This is a genomic window from Cupriavidus sp. 09_S30 (assembly GCF_056930435.1).
On the sequence record NZ_JBXOWI010000001.1, the window covers coordinates 2,614,044 to 2,637,765 of the forward strand.

Below are 23,722 nucleotides of genomic sequence, written 5' to 3' on the forward strand. Positions count from 1 at the left end.
TTAGAACCTCTTGGGTGGGGAATGTCAGCCCAGCTCTGCGAGCAGGGAGTGAAACGCCTCGTCTGGCGCCATCACGGCGTCAGCGAAGCCGATCTCTACGCCGTCGGCGCCGAGGAACGTTGTTGCCTGCGTGCCGCGCACTGCGGCCACAGAGAGCTTTCGATTCCGCGCGACGGTCTTGACGAAAAGTTCACCCATCGCGTCGACGTCCGCCTGGTAGCGCGCAAGCGCCTCGTCCGAAAGCGGGTTGTATGGATTGCCATCTGCCTTGCGCGCGCCGTAGTGAATCATTGTGACGGCGATTCCATCCTTGGCGAGCGCCTTGGAGAAATCAACGTGCGCGCAGATGACGCCCACCGATCCGGTTCCACCCGTGCGGGGGACCGTAATCTTGTCCGCCGCGCTCGCAATTGCGTACGCCGCCGAGTAGGCGCTCTCCGACAGCACCGCCCAAATCGGCTTCTTGCCACGGGCGCCGTAGATTGCGTCGACCAGGTCGAAGCAGCCGGCGACTTCGCCGCCGCCGCTATCGATGTCGAGCATAATCGCGCGAACCGTCGGATCCTCTAGCGCCACGCTGAGGTTCGCTCGGATGCCGTCGTACCCCGTCATGCCGCACGTCGGGCGCATGTATCCCGATTTTTGCACCAGCGTGCCCGTGATCGGGATCACCGCCACGCCAGCCACGACATCGTAATAGCGATAGTCCGGCTCGTCTTCGTCCTCGTCGAGGCCGAAATCACTCATCGCGAGCAGCTCGCCATTCGGACGGAACAGCTTGGTGATACCGAGTCGATCAGCGAGCGCGGCCATCACCATCTCTGCCTTCGCAGGAGTGATGGCGAGCGGCGTGTTGAACAGCCGCTGAGCCAGGAAGGGGAGATTTTTCATTGCGGTTGCGGCTCTGGTTGTGGAGCGGAGGCTTCGGTGACCGACTCGGCGCCGGCCCAACTGGGAAGCTTCATGCCAAACCGCTCGAATGCCTTTAGTTCGATCGAACGCTGCGCCAGCACTTCTTCCCAGTCCAGCCCCTGCTCCGCGCACTCGCGCTTGAGCGTGGACAGACCAGCGTCCATACCAAGCACTGCGCCTTGCTTCTCCTTGACGGGATCCACCCATCCACGCGCCACGCCGAGCCAGTCGCATCGCGCGTAGGCAGTCGCCGCCTCCACGAAGTCAGGCGCATCACTCGGCAGCACATCGTCGAGGTCACCGCGCTCCAGCACTTCTTGCAACCAAGTTGCATATAGCGGCGTCGCGGTGCCGATCTTGAATTCGGCGCTGCGGCGACTCAGGGTCTTCCAGCTCTCGAGCAGCGCGGCGCGGGCGCTCGAGTAATTCGTCTTGCTCCAGTCCTGCGTGATCTGTTCCGCGGATACGCCGAGCGCCGCGGCGATCGAGCGGAGCATTTCGTGAGCGAAATCCTCAAAGCCGCTGTGCGGATGGGCTGCGGCCACCTGCTTGATCTCTTCGCCCGGCGCGAGCGTCGGAACTCGGACACCATTGAGCATTGCAGGCCGATCTTTCGCCCAGTCCGCGCGGAGGTCCTGATAGAAGCCCAACTCCTGGTCGCCACGATCAGCGTCCATCGCGGCCTCGATCATTGCCGGATCGTACGGGCTCGTGACGTACGTACCGAAGATCGTCGCCACGGTCGCGGCCTGGAGTTCGACGCCGTAGTAGCGCGCCAGCATCTTCGCGTGCGCAAGAACTGGGGTGAATACGCCGATGCCGCGGTGTTGCCCCGCCCGATCGCGCTCGAAGTCGTGAATGACACGACGCCAGCCGTCGTCATCCTCTCTCTCGACACGCTCCCACTCCATCGACTCAGTCGCGTTGTACCAGTCGTTCTGGTGGGCCTTGCGGATGTGATATGCGATCGGCACCCCGTTGTCGTCGATCTCGACGCCGCCGCGCAGATACTTCTGATCGACCATCTGATACGGGTTCGACAGCCTATCCGGATCGACGACCATGAACGCCGTCGCATACTGCGCGGCGCCGCGGCCAATCCGCTCCGGCATCCAGTAATTGACGAACAGCGACTCGCCGTCAATCAGCTTATGTCGCAGCGAGAGCCGCAATTGCTGAGAAACGGTCAGTTCACGGCCGACATCATTGAACCGACCGAGATCCTCGGAGAACCCGCGCCAAAGCGACTCAATCGCCTGGCGGATCTCATCGCCCCACACGGCGTCGAATTTCTTGCTGAAACGCGAGAGTGCTCGCCAGTCCGGGTTCGCCGAGAGGCGAAGGTGCGCGCCGACGGTGTTATCGAGGATGCGCGTGATGCCACCGCTTGCCCAGCCGTCATTGCGCACCAGGTCACGCTGGCGCGCGACCATGCGGTCACGGTACTGATTGATCTCCGAATCCGGCGAGCGGATATACGGAAACCACTGACCCATCTCCTGCGTCTGGACGCTCGATGCCTCGTAGGGAAACTGGCTGGAGTACGGCGGCTGGGTAACCCCCGGGCCGCCCCATCCAGCTTCCGCGCGTGCACGACCGCCGGCGGGCGCATCCCCGAAGGGCTTACCCGTTGAGTCGACGATGAGTGATGGCATTAGAACAATACCCGACGCGAGCGCGGATAGCAGTTGATGATTCCGAGGGCCTTCTGAAGCATCAGGATGCCGCGATGGATCTGCATGAGGTCCGTCGGCTTGTAGGTGACGGATTTCGTCCCGTCGCCCTGGTTATAAGTGGCCGTCACGAGCTGAGCCCCGGCCGACAGATCGAAGTACGCCGCCTGAAGGGCGGCCAGCCTCGACTGCATGTCTGCAGCGCTCATTCCATCCGTGATTGCCATGACGTTCCTATGCGAGGCGACTAGTCAGTTTCTTCTTTATCTTCTTGCCGTCAGACAGCGGCGGCGTGGCAGCCGCCCCCGGGGTAGCGACAGCCTCGGACCCCGGCGCGGGCGTCCAGACCTTCTGGTCAGCATCAAACTGAAGCGGAACGGCCACCAGGTCAGCACGCCGGTTCAGCTTCAGCCCAAGATGGGTGAGGCCGCACAGCGCCGCATAGGCGTACACCCGGCAGTCGAGCGCCTCGTTTGCGCGGCCAGACGGCAACTCCCAGACCCGAAATTTCTGGCCATTCGCCACCTTCACGACCGACCGTTCGGACGTCAGTTGCTCGAAATAGCCAATGTCCCGGTCGATCGGGAAGTGCATGAAGCCGGGGCCTTCTTCCTCGAGGTGCAGCCGGTTGCGGATGGTGTCCTTCGCCGCGTTGACGCCGAGGATCACCGGCCGGAACGACGCTTTCGTCTTTCGCGTCGGCCGCTTTACCGGCCATACCGGATTGCGCTTGCCGCTCACCGCGGACTCACCCTTAGTCGCCCAAACCTTGCGGCCTAGGCGCGCCTTCGAGAAGTCGTAGACCTTCTGCGTGTGGTGACCGCCAGAGTCGATACAAACCGCCATGGCTTCGAACGGTCGCCCGTCCGCGCGTCGCCAGATCCGATTCAGCAGCTCGTCGAGTTGCTCCCACGGTTCCGGCGTTTCCATGTCGCCTTCGATCACCTCGTAAGCGATCGACCAGCTTTCCTCGTTCCGGCCCCAGCCAACCACCTCGATTTCGAAGCGATAATCCTGCGTGTCCACGCCGACGGTGATGACCGCGACGCCATCCGGCACTTCGGCAGCCCACCGCTCGCCGCGCGACAGCAGCGCATCCAGCCTAAGCGACTTGCCCGAATTCGGTCGATAGGGAAGACCGGCCTGCGTATTCCACCAGGTCTGCTTTTTCTCTTCGTCGTTTCCTGCGTCCAACCACTTCTTGGCGATGTCAGCAGGCTTGTCCTTCTGCCAGGGGCTGAACAGCTTGCTGGCCTGGAACCCAGCGTGCTCGTTGTCGACCTTCCACTCGCCGCAGTCAGGGCACTTGGCACGATAGACCGCATGGCGGTCGCTCTCCCACCAGTCCCACACCACAGCCACAGCGGCGTCGCTGATGGCGGATCGATCGTCTTCCGGGCCGCGCCAGGCGCGCTCGTAGGCGTCCAGCGGGACGTGCCGACTGCCGCAGCACTCGAATGGCCGCGTCTGGTGCCAGCGCGCCGTCTGCAGCGCCCGAAGCCGGTCGCCTTCCGACCAGAGTTGGCCGCACGACTCGCAGGAGATGCGGGCCGTCTTCGGGAAGTGCTCGAGGACATTGCCGCTTTCGTCCCTGCGCTTCTCCCAATCCACATGCTTGAAGAAGTCCGGGAACATCCGATGACCGCAATGCGGGCATGCAATGGACGCTCGCCGCTGGTCCGACTCCTTATAGCTGCCCTCGATACGGCTTTCGTCCTCGACCGTGGGCGAGCATGCTCGGATCGACAACCAGTTGACGCCAAACGTCGCGGTCCGCTCTTCGGCCAGCGCGATCGGCTCGCCTTCGCGCGTCACGGGGTACTTGTCGACCTCGTCTGCAAGGATGACCCGCACAGGGCGCCGCGCCAGGTTATCCGGGCTGCCGGCGCCAGCGAGCGCCAGAAAGCCACCCGGGAACGCCTTGAACAGCAGGGTCTCGTCCGCGTTCCGCGTCTTGCTGGTCCCGACCAGCTCGCGCAGCGCGGGCGTGACCCGGATGAGCGGGCTGATCCGCTCCTTGCTGAACTGCTCGGCTGCATCCTCCTTCGGCTGCAGCAGCAGGATCGGGCACGGATCCAGGTGCGCAAAGTACCCGAATACGTTTTCCAGCAGGGCTGTCTTCAGCAACTGGGTGCTCACCATCGTGGTGATCACATGCACCCCAGGCTCCGTAACCGCCAGCATCGGCCCGCGCGCGATCTCGACCGTGGACGTGGACCAGTTACCCGAAGTGCTGCCGGCCTCCTTGGCCAGTTTGCGGAACCGGTCCGCCCATTCAGGCACGCTGATGCGGGGCGGCGGCGTCCATGCCTTGCGCACAGACGCGCGCAGCCAATCAGCCTTCTCGCTCCGAGAAATTGGCCTCCGGCTCGCCGAGTTGGGCGATTTGCTTATGGACATGCGCTGTAAGGGCCTCAGTTACCCGATCGGCCTCAACGCCCAGGTCGGCAGCCAGGATCGGCCCGACCCGCGTCGGCCAGTTCAGCCATGCGTCACGCTGTGCCCGGAATTCCTCGAAGAGGATTGCAGTTGCGGTTTCAAGATCGACAAGCGAACCGGACTTCTGTTCGTACTCGAGCTGCCGAAGCAGCGCTAGGTAGTTCTCCTTCCTCTGGAGGGCGGTCGCGTAATCGACCATCTCGACCTCGCCCGACTTGATCAGGCGATCGGCCGCGCCGGCCAGATCTTCGTCGTCGCCAACCTTCAGCGGCACCTCGGTTCGCCCCGGCCGCGAACTGCGAACCGACTGCGAACTGTTCGCACCAGGGTTCGCACCCGTCGCATTGCCTTCGCGCCAGGCAGATCCGACTAGCGCCGGATCAATCGATTTGTCCTCGAAAGCCTTGAGCCTATTGAGTTTCAGGGCTTTGCGAACTAGCGTGTCGGACACGCCTTCGCGCCGCGCGAACTCGCGAATCGAAATCCCGATAGGCACGGTGCGAACACCTTTTGAAATTCATAGCTGGTGGAAAATCGGGGTGCGCAGTGCCCGTGGAATCACTTCCCCCGGGGAAGGACCCGTTGCACCAAAGGTGTGCATCGGTCCGCCGTCACGCCGCGCTCTCGTGGCCCGCGCCGCCCCGCTCTCGCAGGATCGACATCAGGAACGGAGCAGCCGCCTCACCGTAGCTCTCAGGCGTATCGGCCCGCACCTCCGCTTCTGCCTTGAACTCATCCGGGCTCTCTCGGAAGCGCCGCTCCCACTCAGTCAATGCAGCAGCGAGCTGGTCTTGCGTGCGGGTGATCGATTCCACTTCTTGCTCCTCGTTGTGCGGCGCTCTACTTCGCCGTAGCCAGCGCTGCGTCCATCGCCTTCTTCAGCTCTGCCTGGAAGTGCTTCGCGACGACCCGCCGCGCCGTCTCCCTGTAGCCTAGCTTCTGCTTGACCGCAATCGGGTCACCGAAGCGCATCAGCAACTTCAATTTCCCGGTGGTGTTTGAACCCTTGCGAACAACCGATTTGCCGCGCACCTTCTGGTTCTTGCGGATGACCGGGCGCTGCCACAGGCCGCTGACCTCCTCCCCGCTTTTGGTCTTCACAGCACCGATGAACGTGTCGCTTCGACCGCGCAGGGACGCGAGCTTGTTGCGCGCGAAGTTCCCATACTGGTTCAGGAGCGACTTGTCCTTGGGGTTCAGCCACGTCCTGCCGTTACCCGGCAGCTTGTGCGTGCCGCCTTCCTCAAATGGCTCGAGGTAAGCCGCGGCAATGTCCTTCACGTAGACCCGGCCCGTCAGGCTGCGCTTGTCGGCGCGCTTGACCGCTACCGAGTTCACTGTAAATGGCGTCGGCCGGTCCAGTATCTTGCGCATGTTCTCGCGCTCAGCTTCCTGTGCGAGCTTCAGCGTGGCATTGATCGCCTGCGCCGTGGCAAACGGCAATTGCTTCGTCGTCAGCGCATCCAGCTTCTTGTTCAGCGCCTTGACGTCGAACCGTACCGAGATGTCGATCATTGTGGCCTGAGCCAGGCGGCGGGAATCACGCCCTCGCCCGGGTCTTCAGCGTATAGGGGGACATCGCCCATCGTGCGCGACGGCGATCCGGGTGGGAAAGCAGTAACGGAAACGATGGCCAGAGCATCGCCCAAACCGAAACTTGCCTCTTCCACACCAGTCACCACCGCAGCCACGGTGCGCTTGCCGTTCATCCAGAGCGACGAGCGCATCAGGGCAGTGGCGCCGACGTGCGAGATGACGCTGTCTTGCGCCTTTGAGGCTTCTGCCGGCTCTCGCCTTGCCGTTTTCGCGGGTTTAGCCATGTGCGGGTAACCTCTATTGGAATCGCCGCCAGGCATCTGCGAAGCGCCACAAACCCGCCAGCCAGGGAGATTACGGAAAAGAAAAAGCCCGCTCGACGGGAGATCGGGCGGGCGAACTCAGACCGAAATCTGAGAGGAGACAACTGGGGCGGACTCAGGGACGGGGCCGGTCTGCAAGGAAGTCAAGCCGACGGACACATGCGCCATCGCGCTTGAATCACGGGGCGTTCACGCTTGGCCATGCGAAGCACGAAGGCGGCGACGGCGCTCAGGCGGGCCATCGGCAAGCGCTCAGCCACCGGAGGCGATGCGACGCGGCGAACCACGTCAGCTGCCCAGTCTCTGGCACGGCGATAGGCTCGAATGCCGATGTCGGCCAGCGAACGCAACCAGCCGGAGAAGCTGAGCGCTACCGAGAGCGCCCATACAGCGATGAACGAACGATGTTTTTTCATGTCACCCTTCCGTTGTTGCCGCGGCTACCGGCTTGAGCCCTTGCCATAACGGGGAATAGCCCAAACCCATCCATTCCCGGATCATGATCTCGGTCACCGTCATGACTAGCATCCAGGCGTACATGGTCAACTCGGCTTTGGTGTGCCGCCGCAACGGCAGGGAGGAAGGGCGCGCTTGGGGAGGCAGTCCGCTGGGCGGCACGCCAAAGCCGGCTGAAATGCAAAAAGCCCGCGAGGCTTTCACCTGGCGGGCTTTGTTCCATCGCGTTCCTTTCAGGGACACGCATCCCTCCTAAGGGATGCTATGTCTCGGTCTGAACCGGTAACGCCGCGATGGGCAATCAGTAATCTGGTGCGAAGCATAGAACACCTTCAGCCGACTTTCAAGTCCTGAACACTTTCTCCAAACTTGCTAGCGACGTAGGCGCGCATTGCGGCGATGAGCGCTGTTTCGCCTGTCATCTCGACGCCAGAAACAATGCTGCCGTCGTCCCATCCGTGAACGCCGCCCATCGCCGCGCACCAGGTATTTTGCGGCAAAGCGCCGCCATAGACATCGTCGTATCGCCATGCGCTGATGCGTTCGCGCTCGATGATCGTGCCGCCGTGATCCCAGTCGGTTGAAGGCGAGAACTGCTCAAGATCGCCCGCGCCAGTCCCGACCAGAATGTAGTCGCCCTGATCCCAATCGCACGACAGCGGCAGCCCTTCAGCCTTCGCCACCCAGTAGTCAAGCAGCGCCCCTTCCAGTTCAGATACCCTCATCACTCCTCCTGGCCCGCATCCTGCGGCGCGTCAGCCCTGAATACGAAATCAGGGGCGCTTTGGCCCCAGTCTTCGCCTTCATGGTTCTTACATCCCTTGTTTGAACAGTAGCCCCACCAGTCGGTACCCCAAGGGTCTACGCCCATCTCATCGTTGCAGCAGGCGTGGATGACGGGCCAGCCACAGGCCTTGCAAAAAAGCCCCGGCGCGATGCAAGCTGTGTTGTGCGGTTTCGCTTCCATCACCCCCCCCTGGCCCGGTACCGGCGGCGTGTCATCCCCGTTTGCCCTTGCGATCAACCTGCGCAATCTCCGTCCCAACTTGTTTGCGCGCCAACAGCAGCAGTACTCTTGTTGGCTCTCGACAATGCATGCGTGACACGGCTCGATGCCTTTCAACTGCGCAACAATATCTTCGATGTCGGCGCCGGTCTCGGCGTTGATGCGCTCAATGACTTGGGCAACGCGCTCATCGAAACCCGCTGACGCATTTAACGCAAGCTGCTTCGCATCGCCCAACTCCATGATGATGTAGCGTTTCTCACTCATCTTCCCTCCTACCCAGCCGATCCCGGCTGCGCGCATTTCCCGTTAGCCCTCATCTCTGTACGGCACTTCTCGCACCGGCCGCAGCCGCTTCCCAGCATCATAGCGCCCTTGCACTGGACGCCGGCCGACATCGGCGGCGCATCGAGCAACGCACGCTTGTACGCATCCCGCTCCCGTTCCACTCTACCGACCGCCGCCTCGACCCGCTCCAGCCGCTCGGTCAGCGCCAGCACCATGTCAGGGCTGGCGGTTGCGATGAACTCGCCTTCGCCGCGATCACCAGTCAGGTCGGTCCAGTCCTTCGAGTCTCCCCATACGCAGCGCATCGCGCCTTTGGCAGCCGCCTTGATCTGTTCTAGGTCGAGGTTCATCACATCCCCTTTCCAATCTCTGCCGCGGCGCGGACGATGGCCGAGCCTCGATCATCACCTTCGCCGGACATGCGCCATGGCGACGCATTGGGTGGCGCGCCCCAATCCAGTCCGATGCCAGCGACCTTAGCCGCCAGTTTCAACAGCTCCCGATCCGTCATCTTCTCTCCGTACCTGTTTCTGCGCTGGCGAGTGCGGCGCGGGCTGCATCGATGGCGTCTCGGCAGGATGCGGGGCCTCGGGCCTTGGTATCGTTCAGATCGATCGTGGCGATATGTCCTGCGCTACCGGGGCCGCACATGAGACGCGTGATATTGCGGTTAAGGATTAGCTCCCATCCGTATGACGTGCCGTAATGCTCATTGAGGCGGCGATTCATGCGATCGAGGAAATCGAGTCGCGCGGTATCGGCCGGTCTGCCAGAAGTGCGCCAGCGGGGAGGCCGATACCATTTCTGTATGGCAGGCGAGAACGATTGATAGCGCTCGTCCGTCACGTACTTGATGTAGACCGGCGTTGTGGATTCCCATGCGTATTGCGCGGGCTGGCTGGCGCGGCTTTCGAGGACAGTCAGCTTGGCGTGATAGTCGTTCAGCTCAGCCTCTTGCCGCTTGACCGTGGCGAGGAGCTTGTCATGGGCTTCCTGCCATGCGCGGACACTGGCGATTAGGGCGAAGGCGGTCTTCCGATCAACGGAGTGCATCCCCAGAGCTGACAGTGCGTGGTCCAGTGCATCCAAATCCAGCCGGTCAACCATTGCCGTTCCCTCCGTTGTCGAGGGAACGCTGTTCGGCGCGGCGCTTACGCAGAATCTCGCCGAGGCCGGTCCGATCGATGGGAACCGCTCCATGCTTGATCGCCAGCGCACGCTTGCTCTTGGCAATATCGAAGTGCTCTTGGTAGGTGCCAGCCTTCTGTATCCATTTGACGTTGACACCAATGCTCACGGCCATGGCAACGAGTTCTACCGTGGTATCGGCCACCATGTGGCACATGACCATGCGCCCATAGCTGGCTTCCATGTCGTCTACGTAGACAGCCATCACGCCCCTCCGTCTAGTGAAGCGCGGGCCTTCTGGATTTCGCGGACTGCGCTATGGTTCACGCCTTTCGCCGAAGGCTTCGGCTCGGATAGTTCGACCCGGGCCACCGCATAGCGCTTGCCGCCGGCCAGGCCGAGGGCGTTTAACAGGTACATGGCCTTGTCCGCTCCGGCCCGTTCCGAGTGGCTTCCGTCAACTAAGCGCGGGTTGCCGTACTGATCGAGTTCGGCGAGCCACCACGTCACGTTCTCAGCCTTTCCTGTGTCAGTGGGGGGCGCCTGCATTTGCACGGAGCCCTGCCATGGCAAGCTGCGCGAGGTTCTCGGCCATCACAGCGCCCACGCGGAGCATCATCCAATTGTTGCCGCTCCTCCTGCTATCGCGCGCCGCATTGGCCATCTTCTCCAGGGTTTCCATCGTGATCTCGTTAGCCATTGCGCGCCTTCTTGGTCTTGTCTGCAGTCATGGATTCAGCAAGACAGTGAAAGGGCAATACGCCCAAGTTGCATAGATCAGGCCGACATCGATCAGGAGAGGAATCAGGATGCCGCGACCCACTGAGCCGGGGCAGGCGTTCTCCCACAGCAGCGCGGCGATCATGCCCGCGCTGTAGTACAGCGTGATTGCGAGCAGGCAGAGCCATCCGAATACGATCATGGCTTTTCTCCCCCGTGATTTTCGGCCAGGGCGGCGAGGAGTGCCGTCAAGACGCCAGTGATGCCGCGTGCCGCGAAGAACTTCGCAGCGGCCTCCGCATGCTCTTGCGTGACGGGCTTGCGACCGAACTCCATTGAGGACAGGTCGGAAGGCTTGAGGCCCATCGAAACAGCCATGTCGAGGAGGGATGTGTCCGCCACAATGCGTAGAGCGCGGGATAGTTGGCCGTATGGCGTCAGTCGATTCTTGAACAGCGCCTCGATTCGATCCTCCGGGGATTGCTCTTGCTCCGCATCGCGCGTCGCTGCGCTGTCGGTGGAGGGGGTGGAGAGCAGGCGTGGGATCGCCGCACGGAACTGCTCCACGTACTGCGGCACCGTCGAGCCCCAGCGGTTCAGCAGGCATTCGTCGTCGGGCTTGGCATCCGGGAAATCCTCATCCGGTTCACCGGGCACCATGAAGAATTCACGCTCGACCGCACCAAGGCAGTCCGCAAAGTGCTTGATGTTTCGAATGCAGGCCAGAAGTGTTGGCAGCGAGCAGTCGCCGGGGCCGAGGATGGCGCCAATCTGTTGCAGCGCGCTCAGCTCGCTCTGCTGCGTCGATGCGGCGGCATGGCAAGTCACGCAAACATATGCGCTCGGATCGCCAATCTTCCATGTCTTGCGCTCGCCGGCTTTGCCGCAGCACAGGCAACTTGGCGCGCCGTCCTTCAGCGCTGGGTCGCCTGCTTGACATGCGCTGTCATCGCCTTGTGCCAGCTTCTGAGCCAACCACTTACGCGAGACAAGCGGCAAAGGCGATGCGGCGTCCTGCGCAGCGGGTGCCTCTCCGCTCTGGTGTTGGCGGGCGGCGATGGCGCGATAGTGCTCTTTCAGTTCCCAAAGGAGGCGCACGGTGCGTGCTGTAAACATGGCGCGGTCGTCGTGCGCGCCAGTCGGCAACTCCCCCCCCGCCTGCGCGGCGGGTGCCGGGGCGGCAGCGTAGAGCAGTCGCACTTCGTCGGGCGCGGCGAGAGCCAACAGTGCGCGGGAGAATCCCAGTAAGCCCGGCGCGCCACAGCTATATTGCGTGCCATGGCCCAGTTCCGGGTATTTGGTCGGGGATGGAGTAAGGTGCTCGCCGCGATCAGCAAGCGCGGTGATCTGCTCATCCGTCAGCACCTGCCCCGGCGCGGGGGCGACGTTGCGGGCGAGGCGAGAAGTAATCCAGGCGGTGGTGCGCTTGTGCTGATTCCACAATGCCGCGATATTTGCCGCAATGTACGTTCCTCGCAGGCTATGCTTCTTCAGGTTCCTTCCCTTATGCTGCTGCTCGAATTCTGCCCGCAGTGATGTCTCATTCAGCGCTGTGTGGACGCGGATGCCGGCGGTTTCACGCTCCAAACGGCGCGCGTACGACACCAGCGATTGGGCATCACGCCAGCTTAGCGTTCCCGCCACAGCATTACGCTCCAATGCATCAAGGTTCAATCTGTCGCTCATATCCTCAGCCCCTCCCGGGCCCCTTTAAGCCAGCTCTACGTCAGTCGCCGCTTCCGCAATCACCCGGTCAGCGTGCTCCCTGACTCGCTCCTGCGCTGCCACACCCTCAAGTACGCGAGACATCACTGAAATCGCCTTGGCATGCCGGACCTTCCAGTGCTTTAGCGTGGTCGGAGACGCCCCGTACTTCCGCACCAAGATCCGGCATACCAACGCCGCTGAGAACCCGTGGACGTAGTAATGCTGGAGCAGCCGCTTCGCCAATGGGTCGTGGATCTCCTGCCAGGCTCGCTCGAGCAACCATCCGTCCGCCACGTCCCGCGGAACTACCGGCTGCGGCGCCTCTGTATCGTCTTGCCGCTGCAGCGCGGTCGCCAACTTTGCCCACGATGCACAGTGCTGCGGCTGCCAGCGCGGATCCCGGACTACCCTCCCCCAGTTCTCCAGTCTCGCCTCAATCGTCATCCGTTTCCCCGGTCAAACAATTCACATCTACGCCCGTACTCGCGACGCTTGAACTTGCACTCCCTTGCCTGCTCGCCGCTGGCGTCGACGAAGGGAGACCGGTTCTTGCAATCACCGCAGGCCTTATCTGCCCGCATCCGTTCTTCCTGGCGCCGAATGGCGACCTCCTCTGGAGTCAACCGGTACATGTAGCTGGGGTGGATCAAGGCTGCACTCCCTTCAACCACCGCATGTACGGCAGGCGAACGCTCACATGAAACTTGGCCTCGGCAGCAGGCACATGGTCCAACTCGGCGCGGGATGCCACTCCGCAGACAGTCCGGACAAACCCGGCTGCGGCATCCTTGTCGGGGCATGGCCTTCCGCTGCGCACCGCGATGAAGCGCCAGAACTCCGGCTGAGCGCACCACATTCCCGCCAGCTTAGCCAGCGCACCGCCCTTCCCTGGTGCCGTCATGCCGCGCCACCCATCCCGAACATCGCGCGCACCACCTCATGCTGCGGGGTCACAGTCCCCTTGCGCATGCGCCGGCGAATCACGGTCCGTTCCAGGATTGCCTTGTAGCGCAGCGGGTCCTCTTCTTTCATCCGCCGCATGCGGTCGCGCTGACGCTCCGCATTCGAGATGGCAGCCGGGCGCGGCACATCCGCGCCAGGGAATGGCAGCCATAGTGGCGTCGCCCACCCGTGCGAATGGCGCTTCCAACCGGCGTGGTGAGCCTGGCCCGCCGCACGCCGATCGAGCATGATCCGGTCAAGGCGCGTGCGCGACGCCCCGGTCAATTCCGCCAGCTCATGCACGGAACGCGGCCGGCGGTCGGCGCAGAGCGTCACGACATACGACCAGACGGCCGACTTATTCCCTGTGAACGCCTTCGGGCCCAGTCCCATGTTCTGAGCCTTGTCCTGAATAGCCTCCGCTGAGCGGCCGAGATGTGCGCCGATCACCCGCAATGACAGATCGTCCCGCCACAGCGCTCGGAGGCGGGCCATCTCTTCTTCGGTCCAACGCTTTGCCATCCTCACTCCCCCTTTACCAGTGCCACTGCCTTAACGATCGCTCGCCGCGCTGCCGCCGCCCCTTCGCTCCAGTGCCCTGCCGGCAACGGCTCGCGTATCTGGGGAGCAATCGGCGTCTTCGCCGTGGCGTGCCGGTCCGTTCCCACATCCACCGACATACACATCCGTACCTGCAGCGCGAAGGCCTCGGCATTGCTGTCAAGCGGCGCGAAATACCGCCACTGGCCGCCCGCCTCCCGCACGTGGATCGCCACTAGGTCACGTGCGCGGAAACGGCGCGCCTCGTAGCCGGCCGCCACCGCGGCACGCTCGGTCAGCTCAATGTCCTCGTCGGACAGGATCCGCGGGCCGCTCATGCCGCCCGGAGCGCCGTTCTCGCCCTCTTCCCGCCGCGCTTGGTCAGCGCCGCCAGCCTTGCACGCGCACTCGCCACGGCTTGGCGCAATTTCGCGCGTTGGCCTGCCTCCGCCAGAAACTGCTCGTATGCGGCGAACACATTCATGGACTGCCTCGCCTTGGCAGCCGTCTCGTGATACGCATTGAGCGCCTGCGTCGCCTGCTCCAACTTTCGCTTTGCCGTCTCGACTTCAGCTTCCTTGCTCATACTGCCCCCTATATCCGCCCATCACTTCGTCTCTTTGATCGCAAACCCGAGCACAGCCATCAGGTGCCGCTTGATCCGGTAGGCCTCCGTGACCGCGCCCTTGCTGTCCTCAATCGTGTCCGTATCGGCGCCGACCTCCCGGTAGACGAAGTCGGCCACGTAGCGAAGTGGTGGCCGCTTCCGGCCATGAATCACCACGCCAGGCGCCAGCTCGAACACGACTTGCCGCCGGAGCGCCTCAATCTGGCCGGCCCGCTCGAGCAGTCGCAGCTCCAGGTACCGCTGCCATTCCCGCTTGCTGTCGAAGGTCATCCCCTCGTAGACGACTGCCTGGTTTCCGTACTTCCCCGGGCTTCCTTGCGGGCCGCGCGGACGTCGGAGACCAGTTTTTCCGCCGCCGGCCGGCCGCGCTTGCTCTCCACCGTCTTGAGGTATTCCCCGATCCGCCACCCGGGCAGCCGGCACAGCCACCTGACCTCGCACTCGTGCCGCCATGCCTCGTCCGATCGCATTACGCCGCGCCGTCATGCGGGTGCATCCAGCGGCGGATGGCCGTAGAAGTACTCGTGGACGCTGGCATAGGCGGACGACTTCGTACGCAGCAGGTCGGCCAGCAGCGCCTGCCGCCACGGGCCATCCCCCGCATGCTTGAACACGCCGACCTTGTAGCGCTGGAATTCCTCGCCCTGCTTCCGGGCCCGCCACACCTCGGCGCCCTTGGCCTCGATGCCCGGGGCGGTTTCCCACCAGGTCGCGTCGCTGCCGGCCGACGCGCTGCCCGTCGTGGCCGGCTGTTGCGGCGCCGGCTCGTCAAGCCAGCGTTTGCCGTTCAGCCAGGTTGCGGGGTGAGGGACGAACTTCCCGCCCTCCTCGCGCCACTCCGGCCATGCCGCCTGCTTGGCGATAGCGGCCAGCAGCACGTCCACCAGGCTTTCGTCGGCGCCGAGCTTGGCGAAGGCCTTCTCGGCATCAGCCTTGGCGACCTTTCTGGGGTATTCCTGCCAGAACCGGGCGAACAGCGCCAACGGCTTTGCGGCCTTACCGCCTTTCGCGGGTGCGCCTTGACGGTTCCCTGACGGTTCCTCTGATGGTTCTTTACGGTTAGACGGCACCTGCTGCGGGGGTTGGCGCACCTGCTGCGGGGGTACCACAGCACCTGCTGCGGGGGTTGGTGCATCTGGTGCGCCGGTGCATTTCCTGCGCCCGCGCATCTGCTGCGGGGGCGCATCTTCTGCGGGGGGTGCCATGAGGTAGGCCCCGGGCGTGAGCGTATAGCTGGTGTGCCGCCCGTTCGATCGGTCGGCCTTGAGCAGCTTGTAGCGCTCCAGCCATTTGATGGCGTTCTGGACTGCCCGCTCCGAGAAGCAGGTACGGCGGCAGATCGTCGGGATCGATGGCCAGCAAACCCCCTGGTCATTGGCGTTATCCGCCAGCGAGATCAGCACCGACTTCTGGGTCGGCGGCATTTCGAGATCCCAGCACTGGGACATGATGATGGTGCTCAAGCGGCCTCCTCGATGCGCGCCGCCGGCACGCCGTACTGATGCAGGCGATATGCCGCCCACCGGTCGTATGCCTCATCCCAGCACAGACGCTTCTGTTCCTTCGTGAAGCGTTTGCCCTGGTCGAGTTCGGCGTGGCACCAGAAGCAACCCGGCACCGTCATGCGGTCGTCGGCCTTGATGCCCTTCCCCTTGCCGTGCTTGAGCTGATTGCTGTGCGCCGGAACGACCGTGTCCGGGTTGTTCCGGCAGATTCCCGGGAATCGGAGATAGCACTGCTGCCCGTGACAGAGCATGTCCGGGTGCAGCAGCGGATTGACGCGGATGGCTTTGCCATTCGCAATGACGACCACCAGCATCAGAACAACGCCCCCTGCGGATGGGGGCGACGCACCGGGCGGATCGTGCTGCCGGTGACCTTGCACGCGCGCTGCGGCGCCTGCTCGAGCTCACCCAACTTACGCAACTCATTCACGCGGCCGCTCACCGTATTGATGGCCAGACCCGTAGCCTTGGCGATTTCCTTCAGGGAGTAGTCGCGCGGCCATGCCCCGATAGCTGCCATGATTTCCTGCTGGATCCGGCCCAACTGGCCAGAAGACCGCATGCGGTCGTAATTGCGGATGCTGGTGTGAGCGACTTGCGTGTGCATGCCCTCTCCTACGCGTTCTGGGTCTTGGTTGGCTTGTACTGCTCGCCCTTGAAGCCGGCGTTCCACTCCAGGTGGGCGTCGGTTCCGGGCGGCCAGTGCGGGTTGTCCCGCTCGGACAGCCCCTTGCGGAAGGCTTCGGCGCCGTGCTTGCGCAGCTCAGCGCGCGGAATGAGTTCGTGGATCATTGCTCCGGTCCAGTTTGACTGACAGGGCTCAAACCCCGCCGTCAGTGTTTGGTGCTCTCTTCAGCCTCGTGGTCTAGGAATCCGACAGCCTCGAAAGCTCTATGCATCTCAGGGTCCTCGTTGGCCGCTTCTTGCAGTGCTTTGAGCAGCTTCTCCCTGTCACTTCCGTGCTTCTTCACTGCGTCCTGCACCGCCCCCCGGGCCTTACGCAGCGTTTCGCATTCATCCATGTGTCCTCGCGGCGATGACTTCTTCCATGAGAGTGAGCATCCCGCGGCGTGCCAGGTACTGGCTGATTGCTCGATTGCCAAGCACACGCTCGACATCGGCGATCTTCTCTGCGGGCAATTCACGGCGCTTTGAGCCTTTCGCGTCCATGGCTTCCTCATTGAAGAAGTCAGTCACGTGAGGCGCGTACAGACCGCAGAGCTCAGCCAGCGTGCGCTTCTGCAGGTGTGGATTGGAGCGGCACTGCCAGGCGATCAAACAGGCCTCTCGGTAGCTTGCGCATCGGGCAATCTGATCGGCCGGCAGAAAGCGGGCCGCTACCGCCATAGCATGGCCGTGATCACCTCCATTGCTAGGCTGGGCGCGGCTTTCAGGGCTGTCGAGCGTTCTCATTTGTGTTGCCTCGATAGGTAGAAATCATCGAATTACAGGTTGAATTACCGGTTGAGCGAGACCGAAAATTTTTTACCGGGCAGCACTTAGGCCGCCTGGACCGGCAAACACTTCTGCCGGCAAAACACAGACACATCTGCACAGCGCCAATGACAAACTCGACCGCATGTACACGTATGCCGAACGCCTCCGCTGGGCAATGCAACAGACAGAGCCGCCGACCTCTCGGCGCGCTCTTGCTCAGCGCGTCGGCGTCGAGTACCAGTCCATCCAGTACCTGGCCGACCCGAACCGCAATGCGACCGGGAGCCGGCACACAGAAGCCATTGCGCGCGCCCTTGGTGTTTCAGCCCAATGGCTCGCGACTGGAAAAGGCAAACCCCACCGCGGTCGCCGTCAACCGACAGATCAGCGCCCGGCGCTCCATGAATGCATCCGAGACGTGCGTGAGCTGCTTGCGCGACTGGAACGCATCGCTCAGGCACTGGAAGACGGCCAGAGCGGCAACTGATGTTCATTGCGCCGTTGCAGCAGAAACACCAGCCAGCTCAGGCCAGTGGTCGCGCCAGTCGTCAGGACGCTGCTCCTGGCGCGAAAGCCCCAGCGAGGTCTCGATAGCGCGCCAGTACTTCGTCGGAATTGGGCCGCCCTTCTCGACGTGGTACGAGATGGTTTGCTGGGTCACGCCGAGCAGCGCCCCAAGTTTTTCCTGTGAGTGCGCCAGTCGAACGGCTTTTTGCCACGGGCTGTCTTGCATTCGTCTGCTCGTTCATGTCTACAAATCCATTTGTAGCACGCTACGCACCTTTTTGCAAGGCGGCATAACAAAATGCTTTGTATGTCTACATACGCAGAACGCCTTGCATTTGCGATGAGGGCCCGCGGCCTGAGTCCCCACACCGACCAGAGCGAGCTGGCGCGGAAAGTCGGCATGGGCTGCAAGCCCCAGAACATCCAGCACCTGCTGGATCCGAACAAAAACGCTAAGTTCAGCAAGTACACATCGCGGATTGCCGACGTCCTTAGGATTGATCCCCAGTGGCTCTCCTATGGGACAGGAGAGAGTCCGGACGCCCAGGCGGACTTGGTTATCAGGACCGAGGATTCGGGCGCCTTCGTTGAACTCAAATCGCCTCCCCCTTCCCTGGAGACCGTGCAGAAGATCAGGGCTATCGCTATCCTGAAAGAGCTCTCCGGGGCGTCTCTTACAAAGGCCCTCGCTTTTCTTCAGGACTTGGAAAGCTCGCAACAGTCCGCCCCGGCCAGCGCAGAGAAAACCGTCATCATTGAGGGCGGGAAGCCTGACCCGATAGCGGGAGCGCCCGCCAAGAGCAAATCGTCCAGATGACGATCACCTCAACTCATAAGTATGGAAGGGATGTCAGATGCGAAAATCGCTTGCTGCGCTACTGCTTTGCACCATAGTCCCCGGAATCTCATTAGCCGGCGGTGGCGCAGAAACACTGCTCATTGAAGATCCGACGAGCATTTCACAACGCTGCGAAGAATCTCTTCCCATACAGGGTATTGCGTGCATCCCCGTAGACCACGAAACGTGGGGCAAGATAGCAAGCAATGAAAATAACAATGAAGATCTCTGGAGAAAGACCTCCGTGGGCATCACGCAACCCATGGGGGTATACAAAGGGGAAGTCGGTTTAGTAGACAACCTGGTCGGTCGCACCTACTCTGTGGCGCTGATTCTTGATGAGCGCAAAACTGCCGAGGGATCGACCTACTTCGGCGCGTTTCCGGTTGTGTTCTCGACCACGGCCTTCACGCCAGGCGCCAGTCGCTTGAGCGATGATGAGGCCCCCGGGTTCGTCATGGATCAGATCGGCAGATCTATCAAATTAGCTGACCAGAAATCACCCGAAGCACAAGGATTCTTGAAGCGCCTGGATGCGCCAACCCTCGCGCAGCGAGCAATCAAAGAGCGCGAAGAGAGGCGTATCGAAGCGGAGGCCCGCAAACAGACTCCTGAATACAAGGCAGAAGCGGCCGCGAATTCTATGCGCGAGTGCGCTAATAACGTCGCTGTTGCTCAGAGGGGAATCGACCATGAGAAAAATATCGGGAGGATCTCCGGCGTGGTGAATCAAGTTTCCCTTTACACATACGGCTCAGTGATCGCCAATTGTACGGATGCAGTGCCTCGTCTTTGGAGGTCCTACAAGGAAAACGGGGGCACGGCAAAATCAATTGCAGAGGTTATGGGGGGCAAAGTGACCGAAATGTGAACTTTCATAAGATTACCCTAGCATTAAAAAAACCCGCCTTGGCGGGTTTTTTTGTCGCCATCACCAGCAGCGCCTTCTGCCGGAATCCATGCAGAAACTGCTGCCTCCTACTTTAGCGGGGGACTATTCAGTGGAAACTTAAAAGATATTTCGATGACTCGATGGATCGCCGGGGGCGCACCCGGCGACAACAGGGGTCAAACAGAATGGCTAACGTAGTAGATTTGGGCGACTACCGGAGAAGTCAGCGCCCAAAGAGAGCGTCACCCCCTGCCGGGGAAGACACGATTCTCATCCGCAAGAAACCGGACGGAACCTACACCGCCCACCTATCCGGCGCCTACGCATCCTCCCCACTGTTGGCGGTTGAGCACGCCTCCGATCTGGCGTCGGAACTCGCACGCAAGGAACGATTGAGCTAAGAACTACAAATTTCTCTGTATTCTTCTTGCGCTGCTACAAATTGCTTTGTAGACTACCCTCATCGATGCATCGCGTGCGGTGCTTTGCAACCGGAGATGAGGGATGGACCTGCTCGTACCTATCGGAATCATGCTGCGGGTGCTCTGCGTAGTCGGAGCGTTCGCTTTCGCGTCCTCGCGTGGATGGGTCTGAGCCATGGCCAGGCCCCTTACCCACGACCAGATCCTGGCGCTGCCGCTATCACAGCAGTTGGCCGCGATCGCGGAATGGCAGTGCCGCGCCCGCCTGAGCGAGATCAAGACCCTCGCTACCGCCGTGAAGCTGTTGGAAGTCGAGCACGCAGCAATCAAGGCGGCCGGCTTCACCATTCACCCGAGCGCCATCTCAGCCGTCTACGGCGAGAAGACGACGATCAGCATCGGCGGCTCTAGCTCCGCCGGAGAACGCCTCCTGGTGAAGGCGCTCTTGACCTGCGGTTTCGCGCTGGATCAGCGGCGCGACCACGGCACCTTCGCAACGGTCCGCTTCAAGAAGGGCCGCCTGGGTATCCGTTCTCACGTGAATGTGGCGGATCTGGACCGTGCACTGGCCGATGCCCAGCAAAAGGAGGTGGCATGAACAACGATCAAGCCGCCCTGCGCCAGGCTGGGCTTGCCAACGACAACGCCGACTTGCTGCGCGAGCTGCAGATGGCCCACGTCATCATCGGCAATGCCTCTCTGCTGATGTCCCCGCTGCAGCGCCAGGTGTGGGCCGAGCGGAATGCCCGCGCAGCCATCAAGGGTCAAGTTCCCTCGCGCGACAGCGAGCGTGCAGCCGTCATTTCCAAGGCTACTGGGAGCACCGCATGACCGCGACTCGTGCACAAATCGCCCTGCTGCAGCACGCGCTCGGCATCAATGAGGACCGGCGGGAGCCGTATCGCAACTACTTCCTGGCTGGCGGCATTGATGTCGCCCGCTGGGATGCAATGGTCGCAGCAGGTTGGGCAAGGCGCGGACGCACGCCATCCTTCGTGCCGCAGGAAGAGGTCAATTTCCATGTGACCGATGCCGGCCGGGTGCTGGCAATCGAGGCCCTGCCACCACCCCCGCCGCCGCCCTCCCGCGCCCAGGCGAAGTATCAAGACTATCTTGATGCGGACGGCTGCGCCGGAGACTCGTTCGCAGAGTTCTTGTGCGGCAGCCGCTTGCCGAAGTTCGAGGAGCGCCAGGCTTACGGCAATAGCCGGCGCGACAAGTGGGGCTGCGAATACCGCATGTATCGCCGCCAGCCTTACCCATACGAACACCGGCACGGCATTGAAGGCAACTGGGCTCCGACCAAGAAGGAAGCCAAGGCCAGCTACAAGGCGGCGCTGAAGAAGCATCAGGAAGCGCTGCGCGCCGAGCAGAGGGCCTACGCATGAAGATCGTACGTGCCATCGCCTTCTGGTTCGCCGTCGCCGCCGGTGCGATCGCCCTGTCTGGGCTCTACGCGGCGAACGACCCCGACGCGCCCACCGTCACCCCCATCTGGAGACAGTCATGAATCCCAACATCACCTGGGAGGCATGGGTACGCACGTGCCTTTCCGCCGATCCCGATATGACCGTCGCGGCGTGCAAGTCGCTGCTGAAGAAGCGCGGTTACATCGCTCGCTGGGATGCCCGCCTTGGCTCGCCCGTCCTCGTTCGCCTGCACTGATCAGAAGGAATCCAGACCATGTCCGCATTTTGTGTGTACGGCATGACCATCACGCATGCCACGAAGCTTGCCGAGAAGCGCCTGGAGCGCACCTCCGACTACAAGACCAAGGAGGAGTGGAAGGACAAGGTCCTCGCCATCGCCGAGGGCATCCTCAGCAGTCACGCGCCGGTGCAAGTAAGCCCCACTTTCGATGCCCCCATTTCGCCCGGGACTGGATCGAGGTTGCGCAGCGCACTTCGAAGATCTACGCGCCGAAGGTCATGGTGCGCAAGCAGAAGGTCGACAAGCACGGCAATCCGGTAGTCAGCAAATCCACGGGTCTGCCGACCCTCGGCTGGTCACCCTACCAGGCGTAACGATCAACCGGGGAAAGCGGCAAGACAGCCCCAAGTCGCTAAACACCGAGGGAAGCCTCCAAGATCGCGCCGCCGCAAGTACCCGACCCAATGCAGTACCCCTTCACCAGAGGATGATCATGACCGCAACCACCGCAGCAGAAGCAACCGCAATCCTGAGCACCATCACGCAGGCGGCCGCTGCCACCCTGCAGCCCGGCGACGCCATCGGTGGCGGCTTCTACGCCGGCCAGATCCGCCAGGCCGATGGCCTCTATGCACTGGTCGTCGCCCCCAAGGACGGCGGCAAGCACGATGAGACGGTCTGGCATGAGAGCTACAACCGCATCGAAGGCGCGCAGAGCTACTTCGACGGCCACGCCAACACCGCTGCCATGGCCGAGGCCGGCAGCGAACTCGCCAAGTGGGCCCTGGGACTGCAGATCAACGGCTTTCACGACTGGTACCTGCCGGCGCGCGACGAGCTGGAGATCCTGTACCGCAACCTGAAGCCGACCGCCGGCAACTGGGCCAGCTTCCGCGACGGCGAGAACGCCAGCAGCTTGCCGGTGGGCTATCCGTACACCAAGGACGTCCCCAGTCAGACGGCTGTCGAGGCTTTCCGAGACGGCGGCGCCGAGGCCTTCGAGCAGGAGTGGCACTGGTCGTCGACGCAGTCCGAGCGCTACTCCCTCAACGCGTGGTGCCAGTACTTCGGCAATGGCGGCCAGGGCTACGGCCCCAAGTACGACGAGCTTCGCGCCCGCGCCGTCCGCAGATTGCTGATTCAGTAATTCAGTCCTTTCATGGCCGCGCCAGCGGCCTCCCCTTCCCTCATACGTGGAGAGCAACGCAATGACCCAACACGCAGAAGTCGTCACCGTCGAGGTGGGCGGCGCCCAGGTCAGCATCCCCAAGGAAACAGTCGTGAAAAGCTGGCTCGACAGCCTGCTGCAGAAGGCCGCTGCCGCCGCGACGCCCGCGCCGGTACCGACCCCGGCCCTGTACATCCGCATCCCCGATCTGGCGCCCGGCGAGCGCTACGCCGGCCTGATCCTCGGCAAGGACGACGAGCCGAGCCATCACCTGATCCTGCTGCCTGGCGCCGTCGAGGAGGTGACCTGGGAGAAGGCTAAGGAATGGGCTGCGTCGGTCGGCGGCGAGCTGCCCGCCCGCCGCGAGCAGTCACTGCTGTTCGCCAACCTGCGCGAGGAATTTGAGAGCGCCTGGTATTGGTCCTGTGAGCAGTCCGAGCGCGACTCCACCTACGCGTGGTGCCAGACCTTCGACGATGGCTACCAGGACGACACCCACAAGGGCGACGAGCTTCGCGCCCGCGCCGTCCGCAGATTGACCATTTGATCTTTTGATCATTTCAGCATGGCCATCCATACCTCGCTCCCGATCTACAAGGCGGCATATGAGCTGCTCGACGTCGCCACGGATCTCGCCAAGAACATGCCGCGCGACTTCAAGGCACAGATCGGCGGGAAGATTCGCGACGAATGCCTGGAGATCATGGTCCTCATCTTCCGCGCGAACGTCTCGCGAGAGAAGGAAGCGCCGCTGCTGGATCTGCTCGAGCGCCTGCAGGTGGCCGAGCTGCTTCTTCGCCTCTCGGTGGACAAGCGGCTTATTTCGCGGCCGCAGTACGCCAAGGCGATCGCGCTGACCAGCAGCATCGGGAAGCAGGCCAATGGATGGAAAAGGAAGTCCGCACCGTCGCCTGTTGCTTGACCGTCAAGGCGGTCAAGCCCGTGCGAATTTCAATCTGGTCGTGCCGCTGGCCCAAAAGGCCACCGCCAGGCGCAATGAGGATA

41 protein-coding genes and 1 pseudogene are annotated in these 23,722 nt (G+C 62.6%); 11 read left to right on the forward strand and 31 right to left on the reverse strand.

Going from position 1 to position 23,722, the window contains the following annotated elements:
- Positions 1-24: 24 nt before the first annotated feature.
- The 30 genes and pseudogenes from AC1Z3O_RS12260 to AC1Z3O_RS12405 form a co-directional block, all read right to left on the reverse strand.
- Complete coding sequence (locus AC1Z3O_RS12260; protein ID WP_483515992.1) at positions 25-891, reverse strand: S49 family peptidase; 867 nt, start codon at positions 889-891, stop codon at positions 25-27.
- On the reverse strand, positions 888-2,567 hold the full coding sequence (locus AC1Z3O_RS12265) for a phage portal protein (RefSeq protein WP_483515993.1): 1,680 nt from the start codon (positions 2,565-2,567) through the stop codon (positions 888-890). Before AC1Z3O_RS12265 ends, AC1Z3O_RS12260 begins: the two co-directional genes overlap by 4 nt.
- A complete protein-coding gene (gpW, locus tag AC1Z3O_RS12270) occupies positions 2,567-2,812 on the reverse strand; it encodes a gpW family head-tail joining protein (protein WP_483515994.1) in 246 nt (81 codons plus the stop codon). The genes AC1Z3O_RS12265 and gpW overlap by 1 nt, the downstream gene beginning before the upstream one ends.
- A gap of 7 nt (positions 2,813-2,819) precedes the next feature.
- The gene (locus tag AC1Z3O_RS12275) at positions 2,820-4,904 is read right to left on the reverse strand and encodes a phage terminase large subunit family protein (protein WP_483515995.1); all 2,085 of its coding nucleotides are present in this window, start codon (positions 4,902-4,904) and stop codon (positions 2,820-2,822) included.
- Between the two features lie 16 nt (positions 4,905-4,920).
- Positions 4,921-5,520, reverse strand: coding sequence for a hypothetical protein (locus AC1Z3O_RS12280; protein ID WP_483515996.1), 600 nt, complete (start codon positions 5,518-5,520; stop codon positions 4,921-4,923).
- 115 nt (positions 5,521-5,635) lie between these two features.
- Positions 5,636-5,839 (reverse strand): hypothetical protein, encoded by a 204-nt coding sequence (locus AC1Z3O_RS12285; RefSeq protein ID WP_483515997.1) that lies wholly within the window; start codon positions 5,837-5,839, stop codon positions 5,636-5,638.
- A gap of 25 nt (positions 5,840-5,864) precedes the next feature.
- Complete coding sequence (locus tag AC1Z3O_RS12290) at positions 5,865-6,539, reverse strand: hypothetical protein (protein WP_483515998.1); 675 nt, start codon at positions 6,537-6,539, stop codon at positions 5,865-5,867.
- Positions 6,536-6,844, reverse strand: a complete 309-nt coding sequence (locus tag AC1Z3O_RS12295) for a hypothetical protein (RefSeq protein WP_483515999.1) — start codon at positions 6,842-6,844, stop codon at positions 6,536-6,538. Before AC1Z3O_RS12295 ends, AC1Z3O_RS12290 begins: the two co-directional genes overlap by 4 nt.
- Positions 6,845-7,026: 182 nt before the next feature.
- Positions 7,027-7,299 (reverse strand): hypothetical protein, encoded by a 273-nt coding sequence (locus AC1Z3O_RS12300; protein WP_483516000.1) that lies wholly within the window; start codon positions 7,297-7,299, stop codon positions 7,027-7,029.
- 1 nt (position 7,300) lies between these two features.
- Positions 7,301-7,582: a hypothetical protein gene (locus tag AC1Z3O_RS12305; protein WP_483516001.1), complete on the reverse strand. Its 282-nt coding sequence runs from the start codon at positions 7,580-7,582 to the stop codon at positions 7,301-7,303.
- A gap of 89 nt (positions 7,583-7,671) precedes the next feature.
- On the reverse strand, positions 7,672-8,064 hold the full coding sequence (locus AC1Z3O_RS12310) for a phage protein NinX family protein (RefSeq protein WP_483516002.1): 393 nt from the start codon (positions 8,062-8,064) through the stop codon (positions 7,672-7,674).
- Positions 8,064-8,612 carry a hypothetical protein gene (locus tag AC1Z3O_RS12315; RefSeq protein WP_483516003.1) on the reverse strand — a complete coding sequence of 183 codons (549 nt, stop codon included), beginning with the start codon at positions 8,610-8,612 and terminating at the stop codon, positions 8,064-8,066. Before AC1Z3O_RS12315 ends, AC1Z3O_RS12310 begins: the two co-directional genes overlap by 1 nt.
- 8 nt (positions 8,613-8,620) lie before the next feature.
- On the reverse strand, positions 8,621-8,983 hold the full coding sequence (locus AC1Z3O_RS12320) for a hypothetical protein (protein WP_483516004.1): 363 nt from the start codon (positions 8,981-8,983) through the stop codon (positions 8,621-8,623).
- Positions 8,983-9,144 carry a hypothetical protein gene (locus AC1Z3O_RS12325; protein ID WP_483516005.1) on the reverse strand — a complete coding sequence of 54 codons (162 nt, stop codon included), beginning with the start codon at positions 9,142-9,144 and terminating at the stop codon, positions 8,983-8,985. The genes AC1Z3O_RS12320 and AC1Z3O_RS12325 overlap by 1 nt, the downstream gene beginning before the upstream one ends.
- Positions 9,141-9,740: a hypothetical protein gene (locus tag AC1Z3O_RS12330; protein ID WP_483516006.1), complete on the reverse strand. Its 600-nt coding sequence runs from the start codon at positions 9,738-9,740 to the stop codon at positions 9,141-9,143. Before AC1Z3O_RS12330 ends, AC1Z3O_RS12325 begins: the two co-directional genes overlap by 4 nt.
- Entirely contained in the window at positions 9,733-10,026 is a 294-nt protein-coding gene (locus tag AC1Z3O_RS12335; RefSeq protein ID WP_483516007.1) for a DUF4031 domain-containing protein, read from the reverse strand. Before AC1Z3O_RS12335 ends, AC1Z3O_RS12330 begins: the two co-directional genes overlap by 8 nt.
- A complete protein-coding gene (locus AC1Z3O_RS12340; RefSeq protein WP_483516008.1) occupies positions 10,026-10,271 on the reverse strand; it encodes a hypothetical protein in 246 nt (81 codons plus the stop codon). Before AC1Z3O_RS12340 ends, AC1Z3O_RS12335 begins: the two co-directional genes overlap by 1 nt.
- A 19-nt stretch (positions 10,272-10,290) precedes the next feature.
- Positions 10,291-10,461 carry a hypothetical protein gene (locus AC1Z3O_RS12345; protein ID WP_483516009.1) on the reverse strand — a complete coding sequence of 57 codons (171 nt, stop codon included), beginning with the start codon at positions 10,459-10,461 and terminating at the stop codon, positions 10,291-10,293.
- 27 nt (positions 10,462-10,488) lie between these two features.
- Entirely contained in the window at positions 10,489-10,683 is a 195-nt protein-coding gene (locus tag AC1Z3O_RS12350) for a hypothetical protein (RefSeq protein ID WP_483516010.1), read from the reverse strand.
- Positions 10,680-12,167, reverse strand: a complete 1,488-nt coding sequence (locus AC1Z3O_RS12355) for a hypothetical protein (RefSeq protein WP_483516011.1) — start codon at positions 12,165-12,167, stop codon at positions 10,680-10,682. Before AC1Z3O_RS12355 ends, AC1Z3O_RS12350 begins: the two co-directional genes overlap by 4 nt.
- A gap of 918 nt (positions 12,168-13,085) precedes the next feature.
- Positions 13,086-13,652, reverse strand: a complete 567-nt coding sequence (locus tag AC1Z3O_RS12360; protein WP_483516012.1) for a hypothetical protein — start codon at positions 13,650-13,652, stop codon at positions 13,086-13,088.
- A gap of 2 nt (positions 13,653-13,654) precedes the next feature.
- Positions 13,655-14,008, reverse strand: coding sequence for a hypothetical protein (locus AC1Z3O_RS12365; protein WP_483516013.1), 354 nt, complete (start codon positions 14,006-14,008; stop codon positions 13,655-13,657).
- Complete coding sequence (locus AC1Z3O_RS12370; protein WP_483516014.1) at positions 14,005-14,256, reverse strand: hypothetical protein; 252 nt, start codon at positions 14,254-14,256, stop codon at positions 14,005-14,007. Before AC1Z3O_RS12370 ends, AC1Z3O_RS12365 begins: the two co-directional genes overlap by 4 nt.
- Positions 14,257-14,277: 21 nt before the next feature.
- Positions 14,278-14,706, reverse strand: a complete 429-nt coding sequence (locus tag AC1Z3O_RS12375) for a DUF1064 domain-containing protein (protein WP_483516015.1) — start codon at positions 14,704-14,706, stop codon at positions 14,278-14,280.
- Positions 14,673-14,768 (reverse strand): annotated as a pseudogene (locus AC1Z3O_RS12380) (hypothetical protein); the annotation flags it as partial. The pseudogene AC1Z3O_RS12380 and the gene AC1Z3O_RS12375, both read right to left, overlap by 34 nt.
- Before the next feature lie 12 nt (positions 14,769-14,780).
- On the reverse strand, positions 14,781-15,761 hold the full coding sequence (locus AC1Z3O_RS12385; protein WP_483516016.1) for a helix-turn-helix domain-containing protein: 981 nt from the start codon (positions 15,759-15,761) through the stop codon (positions 14,781-14,783).
- Entirely contained in the window at positions 15,758-16,117 is a 360-nt protein-coding gene (locus AC1Z3O_RS12390) for a nuclease domain-containing protein (RefSeq protein ID WP_483516017.1), read from the reverse strand. The genes AC1Z3O_RS12385 and AC1Z3O_RS12390 overlap by 4 nt, the downstream gene beginning before the upstream one ends.
- Positions 16,117-16,410 carry a helix-turn-helix domain-containing protein gene (locus tag AC1Z3O_RS12395; protein ID WP_483516018.1) on the reverse strand — a complete coding sequence of 98 codons (294 nt, stop codon included), beginning with the start codon at positions 16,408-16,410 and terminating at the stop codon, positions 16,117-16,119. Before AC1Z3O_RS12395 ends, AC1Z3O_RS12390 begins: the two co-directional genes overlap by 1 nt.
- Positions 16,411-16,418: 8 nt before the next feature.
- Positions 16,419-16,595, reverse strand: a complete 177-nt coding sequence (locus tag AC1Z3O_RS12400) for a hypothetical protein (protein ID WP_483516019.1) — start codon at positions 16,593-16,595, stop codon at positions 16,419-16,421.
- Between the two features lie 222 nt (positions 16,596-16,817).
- Positions 16,818-17,216: an XRE family transcriptional regulator gene (locus tag AC1Z3O_RS12405; RefSeq protein WP_483516020.1), complete on the reverse strand. Its 399-nt coding sequence runs from the start codon at positions 17,214-17,216 to the stop codon at positions 16,818-16,820.
- A 166-nt stretch (positions 17,217-17,382) separates the two neighbouring features.
- Between AC1Z3O_RS12405 and AC1Z3O_RS12410 the strand changes: the two genes are divergently transcribed.
- Positions 17,383-17,727, forward strand: coding sequence for a helix-turn-helix domain-containing protein (locus AC1Z3O_RS12410; protein WP_483516021.1), 345 nt, complete (start codon positions 17,383-17,385; stop codon positions 17,725-17,727).
- A 3-nt stretch (positions 17,728-17,730) separates the two neighbouring features.
- On the opposite strand, the gene AC1Z3O_RS12415 is transcribed toward AC1Z3O_RS12410, so the two are convergent.
- Positions 17,731-17,973 (reverse strand): YdaS family helix-turn-helix protein, encoded by a 243-nt coding sequence (locus AC1Z3O_RS12415; RefSeq protein WP_483516022.1) that lies wholly within the window; start codon positions 17,971-17,973, stop codon positions 17,731-17,733.
- An 81-nt stretch (positions 17,974-18,054) separates the two neighbouring features.
- Between AC1Z3O_RS12415 and AC1Z3O_RS12420 the strand changes: the two genes are divergently transcribed.
- From AC1Z3O_RS12420 to AC1Z3O_RS12465, 10 genes are all read left to right on the forward strand, one after another.
- Entirely contained in the window at positions 18,055-18,564 is a 510-nt protein-coding gene (locus AC1Z3O_RS12420; protein ID WP_483516023.1) for a helix-turn-helix domain-containing protein, read from the forward strand.
- Positions 18,565-18,601: 37 nt separating this feature from the next.
- Positions 18,602-19,456: a hypothetical protein gene (locus tag AC1Z3O_RS12425; protein ID WP_483516024.1), complete on the forward strand. Its 855-nt coding sequence runs from the start codon at positions 18,602-18,604 to the stop codon at positions 19,454-19,456.
- A gap of 618 nt (positions 19,457-20,074) precedes the next feature.
- A complete protein-coding gene (locus AC1Z3O_RS12430; RefSeq protein WP_483516025.1) occupies positions 20,075-20,497 on the forward strand; it encodes a hypothetical protein in 423 nt (140 codons plus the stop codon).
- On the forward strand, positions 20,494-20,730 hold the full coding sequence (locus AC1Z3O_RS12435; RefSeq protein ID WP_483516026.1) for a hypothetical protein: 237 nt from the start codon (positions 20,494-20,496) through the stop codon (positions 20,728-20,730). The genes AC1Z3O_RS12430 and AC1Z3O_RS12435 overlap by 4 nt, the downstream gene beginning before the upstream one ends.
- The gene (locus AC1Z3O_RS12440; protein WP_483516027.1) at positions 20,727-21,287 is read left to right on the forward strand and encodes a hypothetical protein; all 561 of its coding nucleotides are present in this window, start codon (positions 20,727-20,729) and stop codon (positions 21,285-21,287) included. The genes AC1Z3O_RS12435 and AC1Z3O_RS12440 overlap by 4 nt, the downstream gene beginning before the upstream one ends.
- The gene (locus tag AC1Z3O_RS12445) at positions 21,284-21,409 is read left to right on the forward strand and encodes a hypothetical protein (RefSeq protein WP_483516028.1); all 126 of its coding nucleotides are present in this window, start codon (positions 21,284-21,286) and stop codon (positions 21,407-21,409) included. The genes AC1Z3O_RS12440 and AC1Z3O_RS12445 overlap by 4 nt, the downstream gene beginning before the upstream one ends.
- Positions 21,406-21,564, forward strand: a complete 159-nt coding sequence (locus AC1Z3O_RS12450; RefSeq protein ID WP_483516029.1) for a hypothetical protein — start codon at positions 21,406-21,408, stop codon at positions 21,562-21,564. The genes AC1Z3O_RS12445 and AC1Z3O_RS12450 overlap by 4 nt, the downstream gene beginning before the upstream one ends.
- A gap of 478 nt (positions 21,565-22,042) precedes the next feature.
- Positions 22,043-22,696, forward strand: coding sequence for an Lcl domain-containing protein (locus AC1Z3O_RS12455; RefSeq protein WP_483516030.1), 654 nt, complete (start codon positions 22,043-22,045; stop codon positions 22,694-22,696).
- 61 nt (positions 22,697-22,757) lie between these two features.
- The gene (locus tag AC1Z3O_RS12460) at positions 22,758-23,264 is read left to right on the forward strand and encodes an Lcl C-terminal domain-containing protein (RefSeq protein WP_483516031.1); all 507 of its coding nucleotides are present in this window, start codon (positions 22,758-22,760) and stop codon (positions 23,262-23,264) included.
- A gap of 18 nt (positions 23,265-23,282) precedes the next feature.
- On the forward strand, positions 23,283-23,639 hold the full coding sequence (locus AC1Z3O_RS12465) for a four helix bundle protein (protein WP_483516032.1): 357 nt from the start codon (positions 23,283-23,285) through the stop codon (positions 23,637-23,639).
- Positions 23,640-23,722 lie beyond the last annotated feature (83 nt).